The 23,290-nt window shown below is 41.9% G+C and carries 18 protein-coding genes; 12 read left to right on the plus strand and 6 right to left on the minus strand.

Annotated features, from left to right (window positions below):
• The coding region (locus NWP17_RS07535; protein WP_280654342.1) for a DUF4351 domain-containing protein at positions 1 to 156 on the plus strand (156 nt) is incomplete at its 5' end.
• Positions 157 to 343: 187 nt separating this feature from the next.
• Here the strand turns inward: NWP17_RS07535 and lysS are convergent.
• Both lysS and NWP17_RS07545 read right to left on the minus strand, forming a co-directional pair.
• Positions 344 to 1,870 (minus strand): lysine--tRNA ligase, encoded by a 1,527-nt coding sequence (gene lysS / locus NWP17_RS07540; protein WP_280654298.1) that lies wholly within the window; start codon positions 1,868 to 1,870, stop codon positions 344 to 346.
• Positions 1,871 to 2,166: 296 nt separating this feature from the next.
• A complete protein-coding gene (locus NWP17_RS07545; protein ID WP_280654299.1) occupies positions 2,167 to 3,129 on the minus strand; it encodes a M48 family metallopeptidase in 963 nt (320 codons plus the stop codon).
• Positions 3,130 to 3,239: 110 nt separating this feature from the next.
• Between NWP17_RS07545 and NWP17_RS07550 the strand changes: the two genes are divergently transcribed.
• The 4 genes from NWP17_RS07550 to NWP17_RS07565 all read left to right on the plus strand — a co-directional run bounded on the left by NWP17_RS07550 (position 3,240) and on the right by NWP17_RS07565 (position 7,212).
• Entirely contained in the window at positions 3,240 to 4,799 is a 1,560-nt protein-coding gene (locus NWP17_RS07550) for a helicase C-terminal domain-containing protein (RefSeq protein WP_280654300.1), read from the plus strand.
• A gap of 119 nt (positions 4,800 to 4,918) precedes the next feature.
• On the plus strand, positions 4,919 to 5,134 hold the full coding sequence (locus NWP17_RS07555) for a DUF2839 domain-containing protein (RefSeq protein ID WP_280654301.1): 216 nt from the start codon (positions 4,919 to 4,921) through the stop codon (positions 5,132 to 5,134).
• A gap of 949 nt (positions 5,135 to 6,083) precedes the next feature.
• Entirely contained in the window at positions 6,084 to 6,428 is a 345-nt protein-coding gene (locus NWP17_RS07560) for a DUF1815 family protein (protein WP_280654302.1), read from the plus strand.
• A 286-nt stretch (positions 6,429 to 6,714) separates the two neighbouring features.
• Positions 6,715 to 7,212, plus strand: a complete 498-nt coding sequence (locus NWP17_RS07565; RefSeq protein WP_280654303.1) for an acyl-CoA thioesterase — start codon at positions 6,715 to 6,717, stop codon at positions 7,210 to 7,212.
• Positions 7,213 to 7,289: 77 nt separating this feature from the next.
• Here NWP17_RS07565 and NWP17_RS07570 read toward each other — a convergent pair whose 3' ends face one another.
• Both NWP17_RS07570 and dxr read right to left on the minus strand, forming a co-directional pair.
• On the minus strand, positions 7,290 to 7,475 hold the full coding sequence (locus tag NWP17_RS07570; protein WP_280654304.1) for a hypothetical protein: 186 nt from the start codon (positions 7,473 to 7,475) through the stop codon (positions 7,290 to 7,292).
• Positions 7,476 to 7,677: 202 nt separating this feature from the next.
• Entirely contained in the window at positions 7,678 to 8,874 is a 1,197-nt protein-coding gene (gene dxr / locus NWP17_RS07575; protein ID WP_280654305.1) for a 1-deoxy-D-xylulose-5-phosphate reductoisomerase, read from the minus strand.
• A 247-nt stretch (positions 8,875 to 9,121) separates the two neighbouring features.
• Between dxr and NWP17_RS07580 the strand changes: the two genes are divergently transcribed.
• A complete protein-coding gene (locus tag NWP17_RS07580) occupies positions 9,122 to 10,528 on the plus strand; it encodes a DUF2079 domain-containing protein (protein ID WP_280654343.1) in 1,407 nt (468 codons plus the stop codon).
• 9 nt (positions 10,529 to 10,537) lie between these two features.
• On the opposite strand, the gene NWP17_RS07585 is transcribed toward NWP17_RS07580, so the two are convergent.
• Positions 10,538 to 12,085, minus strand: a complete 1,548-nt coding sequence (locus NWP17_RS07585) for an ArnT family glycosyltransferase (RefSeq protein WP_280654306.1) — start codon at positions 12,083 to 12,085, stop codon at positions 10,538 to 10,540.
• Positions 12,086 to 12,601: 516 nt separating this feature from the next.
• On the opposite strand from NWP17_RS07585, the gene NWP17_RS07590 reads away from it, so the two are divergent.
• Complete coding sequence (locus NWP17_RS07590) at positions 12,602 to 13,510, plus strand: polysaccharide deacetylase family protein (protein WP_280654307.1); 909 nt, start codon at positions 12,602 to 12,604, stop codon at positions 13,508 to 13,510.
• Between the two features lie 59 nt (positions 13,511 to 13,569).
• On the opposite strand, the gene gltB is transcribed toward NWP17_RS07590, so the two are convergent.
• Positions 13,570 to 18,207, minus strand: a complete 4,638-nt coding sequence (gene gltB / locus NWP17_RS07595) for a glutamate synthase large subunit (RefSeq protein ID WP_280654308.1) — start codon at positions 18,205 to 18,207, stop codon at positions 13,570 to 13,572.
• 583 nt (positions 18,208 to 18,790) lie between these two features.
• Between gltB and NWP17_RS07600 the strand changes: the two genes are divergently transcribed.
• The 5 genes from NWP17_RS07600 to rpsG all read left to right on the plus strand — a co-directional run bounded on the left by NWP17_RS07600 (position 18,791) and on the right by rpsG (position 23,194).
• Positions 18,791 to 20,755, plus strand: a complete 1,965-nt coding sequence (locus NWP17_RS07600) for a phosphodiester glycosidase family protein (RefSeq protein ID WP_425332655.1) — start codon at positions 18,791 to 18,793, stop codon at positions 20,753 to 20,755.
• 213 nt (positions 20,756 to 20,968) lie between these two features.
• Entirely contained in the window at positions 20,969 to 21,388 is a 420-nt protein-coding gene (locus tag NWP17_RS07605; RefSeq protein ID WP_280654310.1) for a phosphomannose isomerase type II C-terminal cupin domain, read from the plus strand.
• 196 nt (positions 21,389 to 21,584) lie between these two features.
• Positions 21,585 to 21,923 carry a HesB/IscA family protein gene (locus tag NWP17_RS07610; RefSeq protein ID WP_280654311.1) on the plus strand — a complete coding sequence of 113 codons (339 nt, stop codon included), beginning with the start codon at positions 21,585 to 21,587 and terminating at the stop codon, positions 21,921 to 21,923.
• Between the two features lie 103 nt (positions 21,924 to 22,026).
• Entirely contained in the window at positions 22,027 to 22,410 is a 384-nt protein-coding gene (gene rpsL / locus NWP17_RS07615) for a 30S ribosomal protein S12 (protein WP_263748468.1), read from the plus strand.
• Between the two features lie 313 nt (positions 22,411 to 22,723).
• Complete coding sequence (gene rpsG / locus NWP17_RS07620) at positions 22,724 to 23,194, plus strand: 30S ribosomal protein S7 (RefSeq protein WP_280654312.1); 471 nt, start codon at positions 22,724 to 22,726, stop codon at positions 23,192 to 23,194.
• The last annotated feature ends 96 nt before the right edge of the window (positions 23,195 to 23,290 follow it).

A 23,290-nucleotide genomic window follows, 5' to 3' on the forward strand; every position in this document is an offset into this window, starting at 1 on the left:
AGACAGTTAAATCGCCGTTTAGGTATAATTTCCCAGGATTTATTGTCACAGGTTCAACTCTTATCCTTATCACAGATAGAGACTTTAGGTGAAGATTTATTAGACTTTACCACCGTAAATGATTTGCAACAATGGTTACAGTCTCATCCAATTTAATACAGGCAAACTCAGAAATAAAGCAGAAACATCCCCTAGTGCGGGCAAAATGCCCGCTTACGTATAAAAAAGCCTGAAAGTTAGGCCTTTTACTCTTCCTTCTGCTGTAATTTACCAATTCATAAAAATGGTGCGTTAGGCATAGCCTAAACACACATTGATACTTCCATACAATCGGCAGTATTTATCAACTTGCTGATTCTGGCGAAGATTCCGATTTTTCCGGCTTGAGTAAAGGAAAGGCGATCGCATCCCGAATACTTGCACAATCAGTTAACAACATCACCAACCGATCAATCCCAATACCCAAACCACCTGTAGGAGGCATTCCATATTCCAAAGCTGTGAGAAAATCCTCATCAACACCCTGGGCTTCCAAATCACCAGCAGCTTTAAGGGCGGATTGGGCTTCTAAACGTTGTCTTTGGTCGATGGGATCTGTCAACTCAGAAAAACTGTTAGCAGTCTCTCGCCCCACAATAAATAACTCAAATCGTTCCACCAAACCAGGCTGAGAACGATGGGGTTTAGCTAGGGGGGAAATTTCTACTGGATAATCAATCACAAAAGTAGGCTGAATTAATTTTTCCTCTACCTTTTGTTCAAAAGCCTCATTCAACAACTTACCAATTGACGGCATATCTTCTATACCTTCTATCCCCGCATTATTACTAGCCGCCTTCGCCTCCGCCAAGGTAGAGAAAGAATTAAAGTCTAAACCTGTATGTTCTTTAACTAAATCGTGCATGGTCACCCGTCGCCAAGGTGGTGATAAATCTATCAGGGTTCCTTGGTAGGTAATTTGTAGTGTACCGAGTACCTCTTGGGCAACAGTGGTAATAATTCCCTCTGTGAGAGCCATCATATCCTGATAGTCGGCGTAGGCTTGGTATACCTCAATTGAAGTAAACTCAGGATTATGGCGAGTCGATACTCCCTCATTACGAAAAATTCGCCCCAATTCAAATACCTTTTCAAAACCACCCACAATCAAGCGTTTTAAATGAAGTTCTGTAGCAATTCGCAAATACAACTCCATTTCTAAAGTGTTGTGGTAAGTAATAAACGGACGCGCATCAGCCCCCCCGGCCTCACTTTGTAGAACAGGAGTTTCAATTTCCAGAAAATCCCGTTCTGACAAATAGCGGCGAATACCTGCCGTAATTTGAGCGCGACGGCGGAAAGTTTGCCGCACCTCCGGGTTAACAATCAAATCAACATAGCGCTGGCGGTAGCGTTTAGCAACATCTGTTAAACCATGCCACTTGTCCGGTAGGGGTAACAGGGATTTTGTGAGGATGGTGTATTCTGTGACGTAAACCGATAATTCGCCCTTTTCAGTCCGTTTAATTGTGCCCTTCGCTCCGATAATATCACCAGCATCGGTCAATTGTTTTAAGTGAGTAAAGGCATTGACATCAACATCTGCCATACCTTCTTGAATGCGATTTTTTTCTAGATAAAGTTGAATAGTGCCAGTTTCATCTTGCAAAGTGAAGAAAGCCAGTTTACCGAAAACACGACGCGCCATAATGCGCCCAGCAACGGCAACATCCAAATCAACCTCCTCACCACTGGCTAAATCGGCAAATTTTGCCTGCAATTCGGATGTGTTATGAGTAGACTCCCAACGATAGGCATAAGGATTAGATCCTAGCTGCTTGAGTTGATTGACTTTTTCCAGTCTAGTGGCACGGATATCTTCTTCCGACATGGTAACGAACTAAATAGGGCAAGATATTTAACAATACATTATAAATGCTGGAAAACTTGACCAACAGAATCTGATTAAAAGCTCTTCCTTCTAAGACAGCTTTTTTGGTTCCTATAGATTGCCATATTGAGAAATGCTTAGTTAAATTTATTGCCAACTTCAACCAATCAATAATTTGCTTGCCAAGACGATACTTCGCCCCGTCAGGGGCGAATTCTCATCTTCATTCTGAAATATATTTAAGCAATTTTCAAATCTGAATTGTTGAATTTTGCTGAAAATTGCCCATGGTTCAACTAGTCAGACTTTTTCATTTTGTTAATCTGTTCTTGCAATTCTTCAATTTGTTGGCGCAAAATTTCCGCTTCCTGTGAGGAATTTTCAGCCGTAACATCTACTGATCCTGATGCAGGCGATCGCTGATAATTTCCTGCGCGAATTTGCTGATAGTGTTCAGATACAAACCAATCTTGTAAATACCGTAAGCGTTCCCCCGGAAAAGGATGGCTCAACATCATGCCTTGAGCGCCATTATACAGCAAAAACTTATAAACCTGATTCAGTCCACTATCATCTAGTGAATGATAACTTTCTGACTGCTTAACAAATTCCGGTAAGCTACACTCATGAGCATATTTAATACTACCGCCAGAAACTTTCATCATGGATGACATAACAGTGTTTAAGTCATCCATGACCAACAAAGCAGCCCGGTCTGCCGTTAACTCGGCTTTACGTCGCCATTCAAAAAAGGCATAAATTAAAGCTTGAGAGACGAAATTGCCAATACCCAAGGTTAATTCCCCCAAGGCAGAAGCAGCACTCATAGCCCACATAGCCATTTGAATTAAAATAGTATGACCACATTTAATATGACCCAGTTCATGGGCTAAAACCGCCCTGATCTCAGACGGCTCAAGTAAGTCTAAGATCCCTGTGTTGATCACTATGTAAGGATTTTCTTGCCCCAGAGCATAACTATTAGCTTGGGGATTCTGCTCCACAAACAAAGCAGGTTCTGGGTAAACGTCCAAATCCCGCACACACTCCCGAAACATCTGGTAAATAGTGGAATATTGACGCGGACCAACTTGGATGGTGTTACCCATCAGATAGACTAATTGGGGGCGTTCGTAGACAAATTCCACAAATTTACGAGCTATTAAATCAAATCCTGGTAAATTTCGTAAAGCCTCCTCGGCTTGGCGATCCAGTGGATGCCTGAAAGCCTCGCTCGATATTCCTGTGTAAGTTGGCATAATTGAGGGTAATGGGTGATAGGTCTTGAGTAGTCGCTAACGACTAATCACAAGATAATAGAAATGGCACGATTGGAATTAGAAGTTACTTTGTATGGGATGAAAAGCTTGTGATTGAGGCTGAAGTTCACTTGTCACTACATAACTTCCTGCGATCGCAGGCGGGGTTTCCCTCCTGGCCGCATCATTTAACCATGGCGCGGTTAGTGGCACGCGCCTTGCGTCTAGGACGTAGCGCCTTAATTCAAGTCGGCGCAGTTTCTGGCTATCAAGGTCGGTATCGCACTAGTTTTGTGGCATCAGCCTTGATGTGGCACGGTCCAGTAATCATTGTCGCCCCAGAAGCAATCCAGCAAAGTCTTCTGCAAGTTGAAATTCCCCGGCTTCAGCCTTGGCTACAAGCTAACAAACCCATCCGAATCGGTGAAGTTTGGCCTGGATCAGACTTTCAAGGACTACTGCTAACCTCGCCTCAAGCATGGTTAAAAGGGCAGTTCACATTTGCTGATCATTTTCCTCCCAGTATTCCCACGATTATTGACGGAGTAGATGACTTAGAAGACTGGGTACGTCATCAACTTACCCAAGTTATTCAACCCCATGATTGGGATCAACTCATCTTAGCTTGTCCTCATCAAGCAGAAATCATTCGCTCTGCACAGGCAAAACTGGCTCACGAATTATTCCAGCACCCTGCTAATCCTTACCATTGCTATCTAATTTCTCCGTTAGAAATAGATATTTTGGGTGATCTATATTCACACTTGGACTCAGTATCAACATTACCAGATCCCTGGAAAAATTTCTGGCAGCAATTCCCACCGAATCATCACAATCCCTCCCCCTCATCCCCTTCTGCTCTATTTTGGGCAACCATTGCCCGTCGTCAAGGATTATTTTCTTTACACTATGCCCCCACGGAATTAGGAACAACTCTCGCCCCTATTTGGCAGAAACAACCAGTGGTATTAATTGGTAGCGCTTTAGAATCAGAAACTGAAGCTCCATTATTTCGTCAACGTCTGGGTTTAGCTCAAGTAACTTGCTTAAAATTCTCCAATGATACCCAAAACCCAGCAATTCAACTATATTTACCACCAAAGTTACCTCTACCCAATACCCCAGAATTTCAAGCCGCCTTTATTCACAAAGTCCGCACCCTGGTTTGTCTCAGTGCTACAGCCCCTGGTTTGACAGTGGTACTGGTGGGAGATGTACCACTAAAAGCTCAAGTCGGTGCCATTCTAGCCTCAGAGTTTGGTTCACGGGTGCAGGTGGAAAAAACTTGTTTAGATGAAAATGGAATTTTGGTCAGTGGGTGGGAATTTTGGCGATCGCATCAAACTGTTTTACCAGCACCCCATTTGTTCATTATTGCCACCCTGCCCCTACCATCTTTGGAAAATCCCCTGGTGGCTGGTAGAGTTGCTTATTACAAGCGATCGCATCAAGACTGGTTTCGTTTATTTTTATTACCAACTGCCTTAAATGAACTACAAAGAGCCATCGCACCAGTCCGAGAAAATCACGGTATTGTTGCTTTACTTGACAGTCGTGTAGTTAATCGCAGTTATGGCGCTCAAGTATTAGCTGTTCTCAGTCCCCTAGCCCGCATTAACTATCTTGATCCCAGTCTGTTTTCCCATCCAAATGATCAAAATTCTGATTAGCTAAGTATTTACGTTTTGTCAACTACCCCGCGATCCCGTCATAGCAAGCGCTATCATCAATTTTGGTGCAACTGTATTTAAACCTGATTAATTTTGAATTGAAATTTGAATTGCCGATTATGGGTGAAGCAAAGCGTCGTAAAACCACACTAGGAGAAAAGTACGGTCAAGAAGCCCGCATCTTGCCTTGGGTTCCCATCACCAAAAGCCAGTCTGAACAGTTTATGAAGTGGACAACTCGTGGAACCTGGTTCTGTATTGGTGTTATGGTAGTAGCTTGGATAACTATCCGTTTTATCGGTCCAGCTTTCGGTTGGTGGCAAGTGGTTTATTAAAATAACAACCGCTATACTCAAAATAACAGCTATGGCGGTGGTTTCCACTTTTAAAGTTTGTCACAATTTTTGACTTTAATTGGTTATGATCAAAATAGGTTTTATGTAGCCGATACAACCTTTTTTAATTACCCAGACTAAATTTTAGGTTTTTGGGTAGATGTTGTGGCAAAACCCCAAGCAGGGACAAAAGACTGGCAAAATGGCAACATACTGATCCAATGTTCAGTTATTGTCGGTATTAACTCACGGATGTTTATAGCATTTCTTAAACACGTGACATACAAATGTAAATGATCGTCTTGCAGTGCGGGCATCTTGCCCGCCAAGGATGTACCTCATTTGGGCAAAATTCGCCATAGGAGAAGTATTGGGCACTCTTGCGTAAATCACTTAAACATCCCTTGACCATTGCTCTTACATAGCCCATAGTCCTCAACCCCAAACTACCCAGTTATCCACCAAACCCTAAGAGGAGAAGTTGACTGTATGTACCCTATACCCGATCCCATGCCCACTAAATTCTCTTTTAGTCGCGCACAAATCATTTAACACTCTCCTCCCCAAAGCCTGAAAGACTCTCACCCTGAGTCTACTCACACCAGACTTCATAGATTCTATAAAAATGATATCCGTGGCTGTCCTGCTGTTGACCAATAACAAACTTACGTTGGGCTTAAGTCCGAATCATTTCAGGTAAGCATTGAATCGCACAGCGATATGTAAAGAAGATTTAAATTCCTGAAATCCGTCCGATAAGTCCGATTGGGAAACTGAATACTTTGATACAGAACAAAGCATACCTACAAACTAGCCTAGGCTGGGTAGTCAACTAAGTTTTTCATTAAGTTTTGCTAAATGTAATGAATAGTTTACAATACCAGTGGATGAAAAAATCTAAAGAAAATATAAAAGAAACTCAAATCACAGTGGTGTCTGGAGGAAAAACGTGTTTCTGAGACTAGCTTATCAACACCGACAATTCGTCCAAGACTTGGTAATGAACCTACAAGCCTTGGCAATCGTACTAGAACGACGTGGATACCCCGCGTCCTGTTACACCTGCGGCGACCAGATGAATAGTGCCTCGTTTATGGTTAGCTTGGGCGACAATCACTTGATTAGATTTTTGGTATCCGATTACGGGATTACTTGGACAGAAATGCGAGATGACAGGGAGTTGATGAAGTTAGAAGGCGCAGAGGCAATTAATCAACTACAAGAACTCGCTAATCTTGTCAAAGAATCCACACCAGCTATTTCAGGTAACAGAACCCTGTCCAAAAAGTATTAGAAATCGCTCTAATTGATGGGATAGCGGACACATCGAACAAAAAGATGTCAATGCAGCCAAAGTAATTTTAAATCCTGCAAACGCGGCTCCGTCCGGCAGACGGGAAGTAACCCCAGTAGAGATATTCCCTCTACTTCTATTGGACCTGCGTCCAGTAAAAGCAAGGAACGTCAGTGACACTGGAATCCCCCGTCTTTAGGCGTGGTGAGTGTCAATTGCTCATTATCGGGCTGTCACCCAACTTAAACTGGGTTAATAAAAACATTATGAGAAAATTAACTCAAAAATGTCCGAACAAAAACCAGGTTCAACACAACTACCACCAACTAGCTCCCTTGATGTTCCATCCCACCAGGACTTTGAGAGTTGGTTTGAGTATCCCGTCAGAGTCCAACCCCACCATACTGACTATGGCGGTATTGTCTGGCATGGTACTTACATTGCTTGGATGGAAGAAGCACGGGTAGAATCCTTACGCTCTATCGGCATTGAATTTGCTGATTTAGTCGCCCTAGGCTGTGATTTACCCGTTGTTGAACTTTCCCTACGTTATCACCGTGCAATTCAGTTGGGAATGGCAGTAATTGTTAAAACACGTATGGCCGAAGTTACTGGCGTGCGTATGAACTGGGATTATGCAATTGTCTCAACTGATGGACAGGAATTATATACTACAGCCAAGGTGACATTAGTAGCGTTAGATCGGGAACGGGGTAAGATCATGCGTCAGCTACCCACAAATGTTAAAGATGCCTTAGCTAAAATTACTAGGATACATATTTAGATTCGAGATTTGAGATTTGAGATTTGAGATTTTGGATTTTGGATTACTCCTATCCCAGCAAAAGCTTACTTAGATTTTTACTTTGGGGAAACTGTTTGAGCAAATTGCATAATCTGATCCCAAATATCTTGAGGTGTAATCCCAAACCCGATATTTAATAAAACCAGTATGGAAGCAATTATTAAGGCATTCTTCAACGTAGTTTTCAGAACTTTAAACAATATGACAAATACTATCCAAGCAACTATTAGGGTAGGAATCATAAAACTCAATTTCTTGAATGGTGTTTAAAAAATTTGAGGGATCAGAAATTTAAGTTAATTGCCTCACCATAACATAAATTATCGCAAAGTAGATAAAAGTCTCAGATGCTTATGTACTCATGACCAATGACCAATGATTAAACTAGCGAGAAGGTTTTTGTTAATAACCCTTCTCACTAGTACTTATGTACCGTAAATTGGTTTAGTGCAACGAAATCATCTGAGAAGAAGACTCTAACTTGTTAGCCGCGGTTAAAACTTCTTGTCTAGCCCATTGATCTGCTGCCAAAATATCATCTAACGAAGGATGATTACAGTTATGATGTAAGTGGCGATCGCAGACCATTTCGATACATCTGGGAATATCTAAAAATCGAATTTTTTCTGCCAAGAATAAAGCAACCGCCTGTTCATTAGCAGCATTTAACACAGCAGGCATAGAACCCCCAGCCCGACCAGCAGCATAAGCCAACTGCATACAAGGATACTTTTGGTGATCAGGTTCACGGAAAGTTAAATTACCAGCTTTGACCAAATCCAGCCTTTCCCAATCAGTGTAGATCCGCTCAGGCCAAGATAAAGCATAAAGTAAAGGCAAGCGCATATCAGGCCAACCGAGTTGAGCCAAAACAGATGTATCTTGTAACTCAATCAAAGAGTGAATAATACTTTGGGGATGAATGACAATATCAATATCTTGATAATCTAAGCCAAAAAGGAAATGAGCCTCAATCACCTCTAGTCCCTTATTCATCAAAGTAGCCGAATCTACAGTGATTTTTCGCCCCATTGACCAATTAGGATGCTTCAAAGCATCAGCAACTGTCACCTCTGCTAACTTTTCTACATCCCAATCTCGAAAAGCCCCACCAGAAGCCGTGAGCAAAATTCGCCGCAAGCCACCTTGGGGAACACCTTGAAGACACTGAAATATTGCTGAATGTTCCGAGTCAGCAGGTAATAGTTTTACACCATGTTTTTCCACCAGGGGTAGAACCACCGGACCTCCAGCAATTAAAGTTTCTTTATTTGCTAAGGCGATATCTTTACCTGCTTCAATAGCAGCGATGGTTGGTAGTAAACCAGCACAACCCACAATACCCGTAACAACAGTTTCCGCATCACCATAACGGGCCACTTCCATAACTCCAGAAATACCAGCTAGTAAAATCGGTTGGGGATCAAGGTCTTTGATAGCGGCTTGCAGTTCTGGTAATTTCTCCTCAGCAGAAATCGCCGCTATACTTGGCCTAAATTGGCGAATTTGATCCGCCAACATTTCCACATTGCTCCCAGCAGCCAATCCCACTATCCGAAACTGATCTGGGTACTGAGTAACGATATCTAAAGTTTGAGTACCGATTGAGCCGGTAGAACCAAGAAGAGTAATAGCTTTCACAATTTCTTAAGAATTTACACACAACTTCTAGTTTGACACTCTCCCGTACCACATTGTCCCGTATTTTTTCAGGATAAATCATCCCTTTGTGTTTTTCTCATTCATTCCTGACACATTTGAACCCAAATTTTGAGATAATACGTGAGTCTTAAGTAATAATTCCTATCACACAAATATGAATATGCTGACTAAAAATAATTTTTGGGTACGGTGGAAAAACAATGTCATTCACTCTGGTGTCGGTTGGATGATTTGTGTAAGTACTTTAGTGTTATTTGTCTGTAGCAGTTTAAGACACTTTTTATTTCAATCGACTGCTTTGGATTTAGCAGTGTTTGACCAATGGATATATTTAACGAGTCAAGGATTACCACCTATTTCATCTTTCTTCGGCTTTCACATGATCGGGGATCATGCTGCTTTTATTCTATATCTCATTGCTCTACCATATAGAATTTATCCAGATGTACATTGGTTATTTTTTATTCAAGCTTTCGCTCTAGGACTAGGATGTTTACCTATATACACCCTGGGTTTGCAAATCGGTTTATCTGTAACTTACGCCCGAACAGTAGCTATTTCTTACTTGCTATATCCCGCCTTATTTAATATTAATTTTTTTACTGATTTCCGCCCAGAGGCAATTGCAGTACCGGCAATATTATGGGCTATGTGGGCAGGAATTGCAGGCAAAAATAGACAGTTGATTATAGCTATTACATTAGTATTAATTTGCAAAGATACTTTAAGTTTAACTGTTATTGCTTTTGGAATCTGGTTGTGGTTGAGTCAGGATCGACGTATTTATGGAATTGGTTGTATATTAGCAGGTGTAGTTTGGTATTTCCTGACAATTGGTTATCTTGTTCCTCTGTTGAGAGGTGGAGAGGCAGGCGGTGTTATATTTTATAATTCTCTGGGTGATTCCCCTAGTCAAATTATATCGAATATAATCACTAATCCCGGCTTGATTTTAGGAAAATTCTTTTCACCTGACACAATCCTTTATTATTTGCTACTTTCATTACCAGTAATCATTGGCTTACACTGGCGGCAATTAATAACATTCTTACCAGCGCTACCCATGTTACTGCTTAATGTTATTTCCGACTATTGGGCTCAAAGAGATTTAATTCATCATTATTCTTTGCCAATTTTTCCGTTTATTATCGTGTGGCTACTGCGTTCATTAAAGCAGTATCAAAAAGAGAACAAAAGACGTTGGCTTAAGCCTCATACTTTAATAACCTGGGCTGTTCTTATGTTTCTGCTCTTAGGCAAGTATGAGTTTTTTGTCACTCGCTATTTATCAAATCTACCCAATCTTGATTCTTTGCATACGGCGGTTAGTTTAGTACCAAGTCAAGCCAGTGTCATCACCACCTCAAGAATAGCCCCCCATGTGAGCCAGCGACCAAATATTCAACTAACTAATACAAATTTAAATTCTGCAAAAATCAGTGACCAACAATTTGATTATGTGTTGTTGGATTTAAATAGGAATAAAAAGCACAATCTTGAGTTTAATCCTGATTTGCTAAATGAACTCAAAAATGACCAAGTATTTAATTTGCTCTATCACAAATCTAGTGTTTATTTATTTGTTAAATCACAGGTAAAAAAACTGATTACCAGAGAAAAAAAGAAGGTTTGAGGACAGGAATTAATTAAGGGGCGCAACTAAAGTAAACTCTTTATATGTGGCCAAAAATTTACTTTTAGGCAAATTCATATTTGCTAAAGTGGCATTATCTAATAGTAAATAACATTTATTTGACCACATTTGTTTTAATATAGGCTCACTGGCAGGTATGACTTGGCAATCACAGTAAAAATCTAAACTAGGACGACCATAAGCAAAAGAAGTATAAACTTTCGTTCCCGGAGAAACATGGGCGCGAATTAGTGCAGCAACCGGCTTGACCGGAAAGCTTTCGTTTAACTCCCAAATCCAAGACCCAGAACTCATTAATAATCCTAAAACTAAATACATCCCAAAAAACAGCACCAGAATAAAACCGCGATGGCGCTCTTTAATCAGCCATGCAGCCACAACCATACTGATAACTAACACAAAACTCATGACTATCAATATGGGCTGAGGATCAGCAAAGGTAAAGTAAATACATCCCCCCATACCTGCTATAGCGATGATAATTAAGAAGATCGCCCAATATTTATTAATTACATGGCGACGTTGCCAAACTTCGCTCAACTTTGCCCCAATAGCTAAAGCTAAAAAAGGATAAATCGGCATGATATACCAGGGTAATTTTGTTCTCATCACAGAAATACTGAAAAAATAAACAATTGTGCCGATGAGAATTAGACGCGCCCAAGTAGTATGATGTTTTTTTGCCGCTAGATGTAAACCACCCGGCAAAAATATTATCCAGGGAAAACCGTATTTAATTAATTCAATTAAATAGTACCAAAAAGGACCACCATGACCTTCTACAGATTGGGTTAGGCGATTAAAAGTTTGTGCCTGAAAATTGATTTGTAAAAAATTATCGCCATAATGTTGCCATTGGGCAATGTACCAACCTAAAGGACCAGCAGTTCCCAACAAAATTCCCCACCAGAAATAGGGGTTTTTCCACAGAGTTAATTCTCTCTCAGCAATCACGAATAAACAAGCGATCGCACCCAGCAATAAAACTAACATTCCTTTAGTCAGAGTAACTAGCCCCAAACAAATACCCACACCTAAAGCATACTGTTTATTTTTACGTGCTTTGAGTAAGAAAAATAACGATAAAAGAAAAAAAGAAATACTCGCCCCATCTAACATCGCTAATCTGCCATGACGTACCACAGGCAACATTGTTAAATAAACCAATCCTGCAAACACAGCTGGCAAATTTTCCTGAAAGACCAAACCTCCTATTAAATACAGTAGAGGTACTCCCAGGGCAGTTAATACAGCACTTGGTAAACGTGTTGTCCACTCATTCACACCTCCTAAAGAGTAAGCCCAAGCAATCAACAAGTGAATCAGGGGGGGTTTATTGTGATAAGGTTCATCTCCCAACGTGGGGTAAAGCCAACCCAGAGAACCAACTGAGTCCCGCCAAATTTCCCTGGCAACCTGCGCTACAGTACCCTCGTCCCAGTCTCGTAAAGGTAGGTTGCCCAAAAATATTAGCCACAGAATCAGAGATGCTACAACTAAGCTAAATAGCCATTCTTTGTCTCGGAATGGACGCATATCTAAAAATAAATGAGTAAATGGTATAGAGATTAACGACTTAGTTTAACTGAACAGTGGGAAACTATATACAGTTAATTATCGTCGTTTTATTTGGTAGCAGACAAAAGGTGGCACTCAGTCAGCTAAAAGTTTAACTTTTTCTTAAAACAGAACAATAGCATTCAGTAGTAAAATATACTATGTTTACTACATGATTGACCTGTTCTCCCATCTTGTTGCATAGATAACCCCAACCAGACAAAATACTTGGTTAGTGGAGAATAATCAGATTGTTAAATATCTACAAAATATTTACAAATATTACATGGCTATTGCTTATCCAAAGCCAAATGATTTAGGTTAAAGTTGAGTTCTTATCAACCCACAAACCATATTTATTGAGTTTTTACTAGTCTGTATCTAAAATTTCTGGATACTAGTAAAAATCTTTGTATTTAATATTTAGAAACAAGTGTGCTATTAAGTACCGTGAGAACCTTAATTAATTGGTTCTACCCTTGAAGGAGCTATGAAGTGGAAAATAATAAGTTTTTTCTTTGGCCACAAGGAATATTAATTGCATTGCTCGCCTTGAGTGCTACTTTTAGCCTCAGCTTAATGCTACTCATCAAGCCCAATGCTTCTGATGCACAGGGGCGAGCAAGTATAGATATAAATAATTGGCTACCTGCTAAAATCGGAACTCAGCAGCAAATTGAGAAATTTAAAGCCTCCATGCTTACCACTTGGCTGCAGGAAGCCAACACCAAAGGTTTTATCTCAGCTGCACCAGTACAGTTTCAAGGACAAACCCTCAACGAAGTCAAGCTGAATAAAGGTGAAAAAGTAATTGCTTTAACCTTTGATGATGGACCATGGCCAAAAACAACTTCACAAACGTTAGATATTCTCAAAAAAAATAATATTAAAGCCACATTTTTTGTCGTTGGAAGAAATGTCAAGAATTATCCCAATGAAGTTAAAAGAATCATCGCCGAAGGTCACGCCATTGGTAATCACACTTGGCATCATTGGTATCATTATATGAATCCCCAAGTAGCAGCCTACGAAGTCGCCCACACAACAGACCTAATTTATAAAACTACTGGTGTAAAAACAAATTTGTTTCGACCACCAGGGGGAATTATGCACAATGGAGTTGCAGCCTACGCTCGAAACAGTAAGTATGCCGTTATTATGTGGTCTTCTGACTCATTAGACTACTCTGTTCCTAGTGTTCCTAAGTTAGTTAATAATGTTTTTAGAAACGCAGCCCCCGGTGGCATCGTGTTATTACATGATGGAGGTGGGAATCGTTCCCAAACAGTGCAAGCTTTACCAGTAATCATTAATAAATTTCGCCAGCAAGGCTACAAATTTGTGACTGTTCCAGAACTTTTAGCCATGAAAGATCAGGAACAAGCAAAGATGGAAGGAAATTAAAAAAACATCATCAACCTCAGACACCCGACCTTTAAAAAAAAGTCGGGTATCTTATTGTTTTAAACTGAACTCAAATGTTTTTCTACCACAGCTTGGGGATTTGCTTCTGGACTATCAGCCTCAGAAGGTGGAACCAATTGCCAGAACTTAGGCAAATATTCTGGCCAGTTTTGGAGAATCATTTTCGCCTTTGGTGAACCAGTGCGATCGCCATGAGTTCTAATTAACTCTTGCAATTGTTTCGCCCCGGCTGCTGTTAGCACTCGCTGGATTTTGACAATTTCTGGATTGACTAACTCAGGGAATGAATTATCTTCATCCAAGAAATATGCTAGTCCACCAGTCATCCCCGCGCCCACATTACGTCCCACTTTACCCAGGACAACAATTACGCCACCAGTCATATACTCGCAGCAGTGATCCCCAGCACCTTCAATTACAGCCACCCCTTTAGAATTTCGCACAGCAAACCGTTCACCAGCCAAGCCGTTGACAAATAACACCCCACCAGTAGAACCATAAAGACAGGTATTGCCAACAATCACATTTTGTGATGGGTCATAAGTAGCATCACCAGGGGGTTGAATAATAATTTCACCACCGTGCATTCCCTTACCCACATAATCATTGGCTTCCCCTTCCAGTTTCAAAATCATCCCTGGGAGGTTGAAAGCACCAAAGCTTTGACCCGCACTACCATGGAAATTAAGATTAATTTGTCCCTCGAAACCACCATCACCATATTTACAAGCAATGGCACCAGCCAACCGCGCCCCCACTGTTCTGTCAGTGTTGACTAAGCATAAACTTTTGCTGACCGTGGATTGATTGCTAATAGCTGCTTGAATTTCTGGGTCAGCCAGCAATTGGTCATCCACCACCACACCGTTGCTGTGGACTTCTTCATGTACTAACCAGCTACGATCATTTTTGGTATCTGGTAATTGAAGTAAGCAGTCGAGGTTGAGGGCTTGGGTTTTGCTCACCTTTACCCCGTCGCGTATCTTCAATAAATCGGCACGTCCAATAATTTCTGACAGAGAACGATAGCCAAGTTTTGCCAGTATGTGACGCACTTCCTCAGCGATGAAGTAGAAGAAGTTGACCACGTGTTCCGGCATTCCTGTAAACCGTTTGCGGAGTTCTTCTTTTTGGGAAGCAACACCCACCGGGCAGTTATTGGTGTGGCAAATCCGCGCCATAATACAGCCTTCCGCAATCATGGCAATAGAACCAAACCCGAACTCTTCCCCACCCATCAAGGCCGCCATTACCACATCCCAACCACTTTTCAGTCCGCCATCTACACGCAAAATTACGCGATCGCGCAGTCCGTTTTGCAGCAAAACACGATGTACTTCACTTAAACCCAGTTCCCATGGTGAACCAGCGTGTTTAATAGAACTCAATGGTGATGCTCCAGTACCACCATCATGACCGGATATCTGAATAATATCAGCGTTGGCTTTGGCCACACCCGCAGCAATAGTACCAATGCCAATTTCTGCCACCAGCTTCACTGACACCTGGGCTTTAGGGTTAATTTGGTGCAAGTCAAAAATCAGCTGTGCTAAGTCTTCTATCGAATAAATATCATGGTGGGGCGGCGGAGAAATCAAAGTTACACCCGGCTTAGAACGCCTTAACATAGCGATGTAAGAACTAACCTTTGCTCCCGGTAGTTGTCCACCCTCTCCAGGTTTAGCCCCTTGGGCAATTTTGATTTCAATTTGTCTAGCGCTGCTTAAATATCCCGGAGTTACCCCAAAGCGTCCTGATGCCACCTGCTTAATAGCACTAGAGGCCGTATCACCATTTTTTAATCCATGTAAATGGGGTAAGGTAGCTGATTTACCACTTGCGTCTACATCCTTAAGCACCTCATAACGTACTGGATCTTCCCCACCTTCCCCAGAATTAGATTTCCCACCAATCCGGTTCATAGCGATGGCCAAAGTTTCATGGGCTTCTCGTGACAAAGCCCCCAAAGACATTCCCCCAGTGCAGAAGCGTTTGACAATTTCATTAACTGACTCTACTTCCTCCAGGGGAATTGACCCGCGTAGCTGGCTACCGTGGGTTGCAGTTTGCAAGTCCAACAAATCACGTAAAGCCGTAACAGGTCGGTTTTGTAAGTGTTGTTTGTAAACTTCATAGTGGTCATACTGCTTCCCCTCCACCGCCTTATGCAGCGTCTTAGCCAGTTCCGGGTTATTCATGTGGTATTCGCCCCTGGGAAGACACTGAACAAAACCCATATTTTCTAACTTCTTGACTGTCAATTCTGGGAAGGCTTTGCTATGGAAAGACATCACTTCTTGTGCCAATTCCCTGACACTCAAGCCACCGATGCGAGAAGTTGTGCCATAAAATCCCAGCGCCAATAAATTTCCACCGATACCAATGGCTTCAAAAATTTGTGCTGCTTGATAGCTAGAAAGCAAGGAAATTCCCATTTTGGAGAGAATTTTCAGTAAACCTGAGTTAACAGCCCGGCGATAATTACCCAAAGCTTCCTCTAGAGTCAGGCTAGGAATTTTACCCCGTTCCATAAACTTTTGGGTTTTCGGTTCAAACCACCAATCGCGGATACTATCCAAAGCCGTGTAAGGACAAACTGCATCCACACCATAACCAATCAAACAAGCAAAGTGATGTGTACTCCAGCACTGAGCAGTATTGACAATCAACGAAGTTTTAGTACGCAATCCCTCACGAATCAAGTGATGATGTACCGCACCCGCCGCCAACAAAGGGGGAATGTAACTATATTCTGCGCTGATGCCTTTTCCTGTCTTTAGGTATCCATCACTCAAAATCAAAATTTTTGCCCCCGCCTTGACAGATTCAGCAGCTTGTGTTTGTAAACACCGTACAGCCTCTTGCAAACCCTCTGGACCCCATTCAATGGCGAACAAAGTTGATAACTCAGCCGTAGCAAACCCTGATAACCGAATCGCCTCCAGTTCTGATTCCATCAACACCGGGGATTCTAACTTTAATTTGCGGGCGTGTTCTGGTTTCACCTCTAATAAGTTACCCCGTTCCCCTAATTCCACATTTAAGGACATGACCAATTTTTCCCGCAGGGGGTCAATGGCTGGGTTAGTGACTTGAGCAAAACGCTGTTTGAAATAGTCATACAACAAGTGGGGTTTTTCTGACAGCACCGCTAAAGGCGTATCATCTCCCATGCAAAAAGTCGGCTCTTTACCCTCAATTGCCATTGGTTGAATCACCATTTCTACATCTTCTGTGGTGTAGCCAAAAGCTAATTGATGTCGCAGTAAAGTTTGTTTGTCAATATTGTTGGTGGGAGTATGTCCCTTGCCATTAGAATAGTCTGAATCTTCTTCTACCAGATTTTTTAGTTCCAGGCGATATTTCTGCAGCCATTCTCCATAAGGGTATTGTTCGGCGACTCGCTGCTTAATTTCCCAATTCTTGAGGATTTCATGATTGACTAAATCCACAGCAATCATTTGTCCTGGTCCTAGTCTGCCCTTCTCGATGATGTTGGCTTCTGGGATGTCAACCACTCCAGCCTCCGAGGCTACAACAATATAATCATCTTTGGTAATGACATAACGTGCTGGTCTTAAACCGTTACGGTCTAATGTTGCTCCTACTTTTTCACCATCGCTAAATACTAACAGGGCTGGCCCGTCCCAGGCCTCTTGCAAACCGCTGTAATATTCGTAGAAATCAACTATTTCTGGATATTTAGCCAAAGAAGGCTGATTTTGGTATGCCTCTGGCACCATGATCATTAAAGCTTCCAGTGGGCTACGTCCTGATAGCACCATTAATTCTAGAACATTATCTAAGGTGGCTGAGTCGCTGTTATCAATGTGAACTATGGGCTTGAATTCATGGGAGCGATCGCCCCATACTGGATGATTCAAGGTAGCCTCTCGTGCCGTCATCCAATTAATGTTACCCAACAGGGTATTAATTTCACCGTTGTGACCTAAAAACCGCATTGGTTGAGCGAGAGGCCACTTAGGCATAGTATTAGTACTAAACCGACGGTGATAGACCGCAAAGGAACTTTTGTAAGCCGGATTTTTTAAATCCAGATAAAATTCTCCTAGTATAGCCGATCGCACCATACCTTTATAAACAATTGTCCGACTGGACAAAGAACAAACATAGGATTCCTCAGAAATCTGTTTAGTAGCTGTGGAGATTCTTCTGCGGGTAATGTAGAGTTCCCTTTCTAGTTCTTCACCCGTCTTGTCAGCTGACCCTAGAAAAATTTGTTCTATCTGGGGTTGATTTTCTCTTGCTTGTCTCCCCAGTACGCCAGGTTCCACCGGGACTACTCGCCAACCCAGTACCCTCAAATTTTCTTCCGCCGCTATTTGCTCAATTGTGGCTTTAACTTTTGCGGCTATCTCCGGATTTTGGGGCAAAAATAACATCCCCACTGCTATTTTGCCAGAGGAATAGTCTTTTGGGAACAATTCCCAAGGTATAGATGTCAATATTCCCGCACCATCACCAGAGTCTTGGTCAGCACTACAACCACCCCTATGTTCCAAGCAGGTCAAACCTGCTAAAGCCTTTGTCACAATTTCGTGGCTGGCATGATTCCGGCGATGAGCAATAAAACCTACACCACAGGCATCTCGTTCTTCTACTAACCACCTTTGTCCTTGGTAGTTGTCTTGAGAGTTGATATCCGAAATTTTCATTGTTTGTGATTGATGCATCGCTTTACGTTTCCTAGCCTCTTCCTGAGATGGTTAGTCACAAATATTGCCAGTATTTGTGAAAATATTAACAGTTATTTCCCTGATAAATACATAAATAACCGAAATTTAGGGAAAATTTTTCACTCCGGTCTGTTTTATTTTTTGACTCGATACCAAGAACGTAGTAATATTCTATACTATACTACTTGAACGCCAACTATCGCTGACCATTGGTGACCATTAAATATTCTCAACCAGCTTTCACCTCTCAAACTACTGTATATAGTTCGACTGACATTAGTGATAGTTAAAACACTTGGTAGCAGTGCTTTTGGTGGTAGGATTAATTTTTGAACTTTATAAGAGATAAAGATCCAATTTATAGAATATCATAATTTTTGCAAAAAATAAATCATTTTTTTTTAAGATTTATCCACAATTAGCTAATTGTTTTCATGACCTGGCAAAATGCAACATCTTCAGTGCTGAGTATCAACCCCAATGGCTAAATTACTTTCTTGCCATCAAGACCGTCTTCACCTATACGACTCAAGCTATAGTTGTCAAAAGTACGTAGTAAGTTATGGTAAAAATGTTTAATTGTCCGCTCCAAAAATCTGATAGTGCTGGTGCCAAAAAAAACAACCAAAAATTATTCCCGTCTCTAGGGAGAACAATTACAGCAATTATTATACTGTCCTTATCAGCCGCTGAGGTTACCGGCGCTCAGGAATCTCCAGTTAATACCAAAACCATTATTCCAAACCTGATTGTTCAATCAGGCACTGCAACAACCAGATTTCCGGCTTCTGGTAACCAAATTACCCTCAATGGTCGTACTTTATCAGGTGCTTGGTTACAGGAGATGGGAATAGACCGTCAGGTCAAAACATATTTGAGTGACGGAGCATTGGGACAGTTCATGGGAGTAGATTTTTTAAGCAGCAATAACCCAGCTAGACAACCAGTCAAGTGGTTTTCATCACCCACTTATCCTGTAGTGTTAGATACAAGAAATATGCAGGGGTATCGCTATGTAGATATTACTAATTTTGCTCAAACAGCAGGTTGGCAGATGCAAGCAAACAATAGTATCTTGGCCATTGCCTCCCCAAAAGCGCAAGTAAAAAATATTCGTCATAGTCAGCAGCCCTCAAAGGTCAATCATCTTCCCTTCCAGTCAGCTCGCATTGTTTTAGATTTAGATCGCCCCGCACCCTGGCAAGTTGCCCCAGGTTCACCCATAACCGATGTTGACCAGGACACACCCGCTGGATTTGCCAATCGAGAGTGGATAGTCACCGTGGAAGGTGTGGCTGATCCGGCTTTAATCCAACGCTACGCACTGGCTCCTGATTTGTCCAAACAACTACCACAACCACTAATTAGAAAGTTGGAGGTAGTCAACAACCGCACAATTATTAGTCTCAGTGTGCCTTTTGGTATGTCTCCCCAAATTATCACCCTACCAGATCCCCATCGGTTGGTGATTGATCTTCGTACCGATGCTTTGGTTAAAAAAGATATTACCTGGGCTACAGGATTGCGCTGGCGACAGCAATTTGTCAATTTAGGTACAGAACGCTTTCCTGTGGTTTGGTTAGATATTAATCCCCGGCAAGTGGGGATCACCGTAAAACCCATTGGCACAGACCCCAACAGCCAAACGGGTATTACACCGCTAATTAAAATGGCACAGCAGTATTCAGCTGTAGCAGCAATTAACGCCGGTTTTTTCAACCGCAACAATAAATTACCCCTAGGGGCAATTCGTCGAGATGGTCAGTGGTTGTCAGGGCCAATTCTCAACCGAGGAGCGATCGCCTGGAATGATTCCGGCCAATTTTACTTAGGTCGTCTCACCCTGCAAGAAACCTTAATTGTTGACGGTCAGAGATTACCGATTTTATTTCTTAATAGTGGCTATGTTCAAAGTGGTATTGCTCGTTACACCCCAACTTGGGGAACTAGTTATACCCCCTTAACAGATAACGAAGTCATCGTTGTTGTGGAAAAAGACCGAGTTACAAATCAGTTACCAGGCAGCAAAGCTGGTGAAACACCTTTTCCCATTCCCCGCGATGGCTACCTCTTAACTTTACGTGCCCATACCACTGCAACTGCCTCACAATTACCTATTGGTAAAGCAGTGACCATTGTTAGCACCACTAATTCGCAGCAATTTGAGCGTTACCCCCACATCATAGCAGCAGGTCCGCTGTTAGTACAAAATAATCAAATAGTGTTGGATGCTGAAAGCGAAAAATTCAGCCAGGCCTTTATCAGACAAAAAGCCATTCGCAGCGGCATTTGCACCACAGCCAACGGCTCTTTGATCATTGCTGCTGTACATAATCGTGCTGGTGGGTTAGGTCCGACCTTAGCGGAACACGCCCAAGTAATGCAAAATATTGGTTGTGTCAATGCCCTTAATCTAGACGGTGGTAGTTCCACTAGCCTTTATTTAGGAGGACAACTACTCGACCGTTCCCCCAATACTGCAGCTCGTGTCCACAACGGTATAGGGGTTTTCCTGCAAGCACCCTAATTTAAAGTTAAGAATAAGCAGCTATTTCTAAGATGAAGACTTGGTATGGAAACAGCCAGTTTAGCAGTAATCCTTTACACCTTTAAATTAGATTTTGCTATAGTTAGTCAGGGGTGAATGAATTAATGAGTTTTAGGTTGCAAAACTACAGCCAAATTTCCCACCAATACTTAACAATAATGACCGTTTGTTATGAATATCAATCAAGTAACTATGGCTCAAACTCAAGAAACCACACAAACAAACACTCTGTCTCTACCCGTTGCCATCGCTAATAAAAGTATTGCTGCAACCGAGCTGCGTCCTTGGGGTTCTTTTACAGTTTTGGAAGAAGGCAGAGGGTATAAAATTAAACGCATTGAAGTTAAGCCCGGACACCGCCTTAGTCTGCAAATGCACCATCACCGCAGTGAACACTGGATTGTTGTCTCTGGTACAGCTAAGGTGATTTGTGGCGACCAAGAAATTTTATTGAGCAATAATGAGTCAACTTATGTCCCCCAATGTACATCTCATCGTCTAGAAAATCCTGGTGTGATTCCTTTAGTGTTAATTGAAGTACAAAATGGCGAATATTTAGGTGAAGATGACATTATTCGCTACCAAGATGACTATGCCCGTAATAAAGGTTAAAACCGCAATAGAGATGCAAAGGGTGTAATAAATATCAACTTAATACCCCCTAATACTTGGTGCAGACCGTCTCAAGTAACTACATTCACATCCATGTCCCTGCTTAAATTTAGGTGGGGACTCAACAATAAATGGAAGCATAGGGAAAACTTCTGTAATATTTAAGAAGTGGTTTTTGATTGCCAACAATAATTCCATGATTCAACTGAGTCAAGCTGCCATCACTGAAATTGAACGATTACAACTGAAACATCCACCCCATAGTTTGCTAAGACTAACAATTAAATCAGGCGGTTGTTCTGGCTGGTTTTATGATATGTCTTTTGATCAAACTCTCAAAGCTGAAGATCGCCTCTTTGACTTGAATCCTATCAAAGTGGTCATAGATGAAGATAGCTTTAATTACGTAAACGGGTTGGCATTGGATTATTCAGAAGATTTAATGGGTGGGGGGTTTCGCTTCCACAACCCCCAAGCCATTGCTACCTGTGGCTGTGGTATCTCCTTCTCCATGGCTTCACCCAGTCCAGTTTAACTCAAAAATAAAAAATATAAGTTTGACATAAAAGCCCAAAAAAAGATATAATCAGGATTTGTTAAAACTTAGACACTCTCAACAGCTTTACGCGCTGTAACTCATGCCAACCATACAGCAACTCATCCGTACTGAACGCGAAAAAGCGCGTCAGAAAACCAAGTCCCCAGCCCTGAAGCAATGCCCACAACGTCGGGGTGTTTGCACCAGGGTATACACAACAACACCTAAAAAGCCTAACTCGGCTCTACGCAAAGTGGCAAGGGTAAGACTAACATCTGGATTTGAAGTAACAGCTTACATTCCGGGTATCGGTCACAACTTGCAAGAGCATTCAGTAGTCATGATTCGTGGTGGTCGGGTGAAAGACTTACCAGGTGTGAGATACCATATTATTCGTGGTACCTTAGATACAGCTGGAGTCAAAGACCGCAAGCAAGGGCGCTCCAAATATGGAACCAAGCGTCCGAAAGCAGCAAAGAAATAGAATTAGGCGATTAATCCCGTAGGCTGAAGATTTAGCGGATTCGGTGGGCAGCATTGAGAAAAGTGAGCCGAAAAAACACCCAATCCTGTAGAAAACAGCTAAAAGTAAGCAACTTGAAGCATTATTCAAGAAAGCAGTAGTAGCGGTTGCATCTAAATACTCAAATTTATGATGTTGTCGCCTTCTCTAGTTGTCGTCAGGCAATTTATAAGTCAGTTAAGCGACAACCGTAGAGAAAAAAAGTTTGCCCAACAGTATATCTAGTGTCTGATAGCATATAATTTCGTTGCCAAATCCGAATTAAAGGTGAAGTATGTCTCGTCGTGGTGTTATTCAAAGGCGTCCAGTTCCGCCTGATTCCGTATACAACAGTCGCTTGGTAAGCATGATGATTCGCCGGGTGATGCGTCATGGAAAAAAATCACTGGCTGCAAGACTGGTTTATGACGCGATGAAAACTATTGAAGAACGCACAGGCGCTGCTCCTTTAGAAACCTTTGAAAGAGCAGTGCGAAATGCCACACCCTTGGTAGAAGTAAAAGCTCGCCGGGTTGGCGGAGCAACCTACCAAGTACCAATGGAAGTGCGATCAGATCGCGGTACAACCCTAGCCCTGCGCTGGCTGGTAAAATTTTCTAGGTCTAGACCAGGCCGGACAATGGCAAGTAAATTAGCTAATGAGTTAATGGATGCTGCCAACGAAACCGGGAATACAATTCGGAAACGGGAAGAAACACACCGGATGGCAGAAGCTAACAAGGCTTTTGCCCACTATCGTTACTAAGACAATCGGCGGTATATCGTGCATCTAAAAGCGGTATATCCCGTACTCACAAAAAAAAATACGGTTTCCCGTAGAAGTATAGAATCTTAACAAAGA

It is taken from the genome of Chrysosporum bergii ANA360D, from assembly GCF_029891735.1.
GTDB classification, from domain to species: domain Bacteria; phylum Cyanobacteriota; class Cyanobacteriia; order Cyanobacteriales; family Nostocaceae; genus Umezakia; species Umezakia bergii.